Source organism: Kribbella sp., from assembly GCF_035687465.1.
Lineage (GTDB): Bacteria > Actinomycetota > Actinomycetes > Propionibacteriales > Kribbellaceae > Kribbella.
In genome coordinates, this window is the sequence record NZ_DASRXP010000730.1 from 1 (window position 1) to 4644 (window position 4644).

The 4644-nt window shown below is 67.9% G+C and carries 6 protein-coding genes; 1 reads left to right on the forward strand and 5 read right to left on the reverse strand.

The features are described from left to right. A partial coding sequence (locus VFG33_RS39680) for a 4a-hydroxytetrahydrobiopterin dehydratase (RefSeq protein WP_325058202.1) occupies positions 1-432 on the reverse strand: 432 nt, incomplete at its 3' end. 282 nt (positions 433-714) lie between these two features. Here VFG33_RS39680 and VFG33_RS39685 point away from each other — a divergent pair. Then, entirely contained in the window at positions 715-894 is a 180-nt protein-coding gene (locus VFG33_RS39685) for a DUF5302 domain-containing protein (protein WP_325058203.1), read from the forward strand. 90 nt (positions 895-984) lie between these two features. Here the strand turns inward: VFG33_RS39685 and VFG33_RS39690 are convergent, their stop codons facing one another. From VFG33_RS39690 to VFG33_RS39705, 4 genes are all read right to left on the reverse strand, one after another. Continuing rightward, positions 985-1422, reverse strand: a complete 438-nt coding sequence (locus VFG33_RS39690; RefSeq protein ID WP_325058204.1) for an SRPBCC family protein — start codon at positions 1420-1422, stop codon at positions 985-987. Continuing rightward, entirely contained in the window at positions 1412-1729 is a 318-nt protein-coding gene (locus tag VFG33_RS39695; RefSeq protein ID WP_325058205.1) for an ArsR/SmtB family transcription factor, read from the reverse strand. The genes VFG33_RS39690 and VFG33_RS39695 overlap by 11 nt, the downstream gene beginning before the upstream one ends. A gap of 40 nt (positions 1730-1769) precedes the next feature. After that, positions 1770-3878: an alpha/beta fold hydrolase gene (locus tag VFG33_RS39700; protein WP_325058206.1), complete on the reverse strand. Its 2109-nt coding sequence runs from the start codon at positions 3876-3878 to the stop codon at positions 1770-1772. 65 nt (positions 3879-3943) lie between these two features. Continuing rightward, a partial coding sequence (locus tag VFG33_RS39705; RefSeq protein ID WP_325058207.1) for a class I SAM-dependent methyltransferase occupies positions 3944-4644 on the reverse strand: 701 nt, incomplete at its 5' end.

Below are 4644 nucleotides of genomic sequence, written 5' to 3' on the forward strand. Positions count from 1 at the left end.
CTCGGCACCCGCCTCATCGGCATAGCCCAGCAACGCCTTCCACAACGGCCGAATCCCGGCAATGTCCAGTGCAACAATCGCGATCTCCAGAATCTGGACGGATCGCGGTGCCCCCGTTCCGATTTCGGGCTCCGCCAGAAACCCGGAACTGTCCGCGGTGGCAGAGATCCGAAGCGCGAGTTCGACATCCCGGGCGGTAACCGCTGCGCGCTCCAACGACTGCAGAGTGAAGACGACCCGATCGGGGCGGGCATCGACCCGAAGGTGCCGGTCGGCGTCGTCGCCGCACACCGCGACAGCGTCCGCTGCCAAGCCGATCGCCCGAGCCAACGACCCGACCGGGACCGACGTTCGCAAAGTGCCCAGCAAGAAGCGCCACCCAGAGTCCTGGACCGCCTCCGACGCTTCCTGCCGACTCAATATCTGTTCCATGGCCGCATCCTTGCAGCCCCCACTGTCAGCACCGCCTGCCGCATCGTCCGAGCGACGCTGCGGGAAGGCGGGCGGCCGGCGGCGGGCCGCCGTACCGGGATGAAGTCTTCGCCGGTCTTGATCCGGCCGAGCTGCCCCAGGCGGAGAGGTGTCGCGACGGGCTGCGTGCCGTGGTTGCTGGGCTGTTGTCGTCGACCCCGGCGTTATTGGGTGGCGGGTAGGTAGTCACAATTGGTTAGCTAGAGCCTCTACGCCTGAACGACGGTTTGTGAAGGAGACGGTATGAGCGACAAGCCCAGCGAGCCGGCGCAGGACGATCTGCAGAAGAAGTTCCGCGACGCGCTCGCCAAGAAGAACGCCCACCACGAGTCGCACCCCGGTAGCGGGCCGCGGCACGAGGGGGTCGGCGAGGCGCACAACGACAAGCAGAAGCGCCAGTTCCGGCGCAAGTCCGGCAGCTGATTCCGCCGCCCATCCATCCATTCCGAGCCCCGGGTCACCGCCCGGGGCTCTAGCGTCCCGTGAGCGATGTAGCTTGAACGATGCTGGCGTTCAGGTACCGACTGCGGGGTCGGGCTGCGGAACGCTGAGCAGCGCGGCCAGTCGATCCAGCTCGGGCTCCCATCCCTGCAGGTGGTTGGCCGCGTCCTCCGGTGTGGCGAAGCCGGTGTGGGTCAGGAGCAGGCGAGTGCCTTCGTCGACCTCGGTCAGCTCGACCCGGACCTCTGACGGCTGCTCGTCGTCCTCGTCCCACTTCCAGGTGAACGCGAGCAGGCGCGGCGGTTCGACCTCGAGATAGGTGCCGCGCACCACGTGCGGCCCCATCTCGACGACATACCCACCGCCGACCCGGACGTCAGCCTCCACCCTCAATTCCAGTTTCGGATTCGGGCAGTACCACTGGGTCAGCAACTCGGGCCGCGTCCACGCCTCGTACACCTTCCCGATCGTTGCCCGAAGCACCCTCTCGACCCGGAGGTCAGCGCTCATCACCGTTCTCCTTTAGAAACTCTTCCAACCGGTCGACAGTGCTGTTCCAGTACGCCGTGAGGTCGCCGAGCCAAGCCTGTACGTCGGACAACGCGTCCGGGCGCAGCGTGCACACCACTGTCCGCCCGACCTTCCGCCGCCGTACCAACCCGGCCTCCACCAGCACCCCGACGTGTTTCGTCACCGCCGGCAAGGTGATCCGGTGCGGCGCGGCGAGGTCGCCCATCGTCGCCTCGCCCCGGCTCAACCGCTCCACCATCGCCAGCCGGGTCGGATCCGCCAACGCCCCGAACGTCTGACTCAGCACCAGGACACTTCACCAGTTGGTGAAGTGTCCTGTCAACAGCTCACAGAAGGTCGGCGAGGTAGCGCGCGGCCCGGGCTGCGCCGTCTGAGGCGACTGGGCGGTAGTCGACTGTGCGGGTGAGTTCCTTGGCGATGGATTCGGCCAGGTGGGCCGGGTCGGAGGCTTCCTGGTACGCCATGCGGCGGCCGGCGTTGTAGCGGTCGAGACGGGCCGCGACGTGGAAGTTCTGCTCGAAGTGGTGCTCGAGCGGTACGTAGATGAACGGGGTACGGGCGGCCGTGAGCTCCATGCAGGTGCTCAGGCCGCCCTGGGTGATGGCGAGGTCCGCCGCGGCAAGATGCCGGTGGAGATCAGGCAGGTACCCGCGCACAGTCACCCCCTGGACCCGCGGCAGCGACTGGGGATCGATCCGCGGTCCAGTGACTACCAGGAACTCGAGCCCGCGCACGTAGTCCCGGGCCAGCGGTACGGCATCGAGAACCCTTTGCAGCAAGGAGTTCCCGACCCCAGATCCGCCGACTGTCACGATACAGAGCAACCCGTCCGGGCGGTAGCCGAGCGACGTACGATCCACCCGCCCGGGCTCGAAACCCGTCACGTACCCAGCGAAGTCGAAGTTCGCCGAAGTCCACTCGCGGATCTTCGGCAGCCCCGGCCCGAAGTTCTCGTCGACGATGTCGTCCGGGTCGCCGACGAAGATCGACCGGTCCCGGAGCCGGTGGAACCGCGCCCGCTGCTCGATCATCTCCGCGTTGTAGTCGGCCGTCAGCGCAGCCTCGCGCTCACCGCCGTCCGGCATCGGCAGCCAGCCGACGAAGTCCGTCATCCAGGCGTAGGAGAACCGCTTCAGCTCCGGGTTCTCGTGCAGGAAGTAGTCCACATCCCACGCCTCGTCACCGATCACCAGGTCGTAGTCCGAGTCCTCGACGACGTCGTTGAAGACGAGGAAGTTGTTGACCAGGATCTCGTCCATCCGCCGGATCGCCTGGAACACGTGCAGGTCGTGCTCGTCCGCCTCGAACTCGATGTGAGCCGACTCGTTGGCCAACCAGTCCGACGCCGGATGCACCGTCTCGCCCGCGTCGGCCAGCACCCTGGTGACCGGGTGCTGTGCGAGCCAGTCGATCTGCAGGTCCGGCTGGAGCTTCCTGAGTTCGGCCGCGATCGCCACATCGCGCCGGGCATGGCCGAGCCCGATCGGTGACGACAGATAGAGAGCCCGTCGCGGGCGGTTGAGCGCCCGCACCCAGGTACGCCGTACCGGCCGTGGCACGACCTGATCCACGAAGTCCTTGATCAGGTGGTTCACCTTCACCGGATCGCGGTTCTGCGGTGCGTGCCCACCCCCGGAGATCGTCACCAGCGAGCCACCGGTCAGCTCGGCGAGCCGTACCCCCTCGTCGTGCGGGCGGATGTGGTCCTGGTCCCCGTGCACTACCAGCACCGGGCACTGCAGCCCGGGCAGCTTCCTGCCGAGCGCGGGGGAGCGGCATGCCTGCCGGGCGGCCTCGCTGTCGACGAGGCGTTCCGGTGCGATCTGCCGGCCCCAGCCGACGCCGTCCTCGATCTGCTTCGTCGAGTGCGGTTCGCAGAACATCTTCTCGAAGAAGTACTGCAGGAAGCTCTCGTAGCCGCCCTCCAGCCAGCGATGGCGGTTGTAGCTCGCCCACCCGTCCGTCGTCTCGTGGCGCTCGTTCCACGCCCACCGGGTGCGTTCGTCGGTGGCCGGGATCAGGCCGGTCGCCGGGCCGATGCAGACCACCCCGTGGATCCGCTCCGGCTGGTCCAGTGCGATCTGCAGCGCCCACGGCGCCCCGCAGGAGAAGGCGACCAGCACACAGTCCGCAGTACCGGTCGCCTCCAGTACTGCGAGCGTGTCGGCGATGTACTCCTCATCGGCGTACGCCGCCGCGCCCTCCGGTGCGTCCGACTGGCCCGAGCCGCGGCCGTCGAAGGTGACCACCCGGAAATGCCTGGCCAGATAGGGCACCTGGGCCTTCCAGACCCGCGACGGGACGATCGACCAGGTGGGCATCAGCACCACCGTCGGCCCCTGATCGCCGTACACCCGGTAGGCGATCCTCACCCCGTCGCGTTCGAGTTGTCCCTCGACGTCCGCTGCCCGCGCGGCCCGGTCCTCCGGAATCATTCCTTCTCCCCCATACCCCAATTCGCCATGATCGCCCACTACTGTCCTCCCCCGAGTGACAGTAGTCAGGCCTTGACTTCGTACACCAGGTTGAACGGACTCTGCGCCGCCGTGCGGAACCGGGTGAAACCGGCCGCGGTGGTGACGTCGCGGATGCGCGCGGGACCGGCCTGGGTGCCGAGCGCGAGACCGACGTCCTGCGAGAGCGAAGCCGGCGTACAGAGCAGCGTCGAGAAGCCGTAGTAGGCCCGGCCCACCGGGTTCAGGTTGTCCTCGACGTGGTCGCCGGCCATCGGCTCGACGATCATCCAGGTGCCGTCGGGCGCGAGCGACTCGCGGACCCGCCGGGCCGCGCCGACCGGATCGCCCATGTCGTGCAGGGCGTCGAAGATCGTCACCAGGTCGAAGTTCGATCCTGTGTAGGCGTTCGCCGGCGCGACCTCGAAGCGGATCCGATCGGACACCCCTGCCTCCTTGGCTCGCAGCCGGGCGGTCTCGATCGACTCCGGGTGGTAGTCCGAGCCGACGAACGTCGACTTCGGATACGCCTGTGCCATCAGGATCGTCGAGGCGCCGTGCCCGCAGCCGATGTCGGCCACCGTCGCACCCCGCTCGAGCTTCTCGACCACGCCGTCCAGCGACGGCAGCCACTCGGCCAGCAGGCTGGCGTTGTAGGTGGTCCGGAAGAACCGCTCGCAGCCCACGTGCACGTCCGAGGTGTGCTCGTGCCAGCCGATCCCGGCGCCGCTGCGGGCCGCCTCGATGG

Excerpts from the sequence above, each read along its gene's own strand:
- VFG33_RS39685 (WP_325058203.1), top strand. The coding sequence starts at position 715 with ATGAGCGACAAGCCCAGCGAGCCGGCGCAGGACGATCTGCAGAAGAAG.
- VFG33_RS39690 (WP_325058204.1), bottom strand. The coding sequence starts at position 1,422 with ATGAGCGCTGACCTCCGGGTCGAGAGGGTGCTTCGGGCAACGATCGGG.
- VFG33_RS39700 (WP_325058206.1), bottom strand. The coding sequence starts at position 3,878 with ATGATTCCGGAGGACCGGGCCGCGCGGGCAGCGGACGTCGAGGGACAA.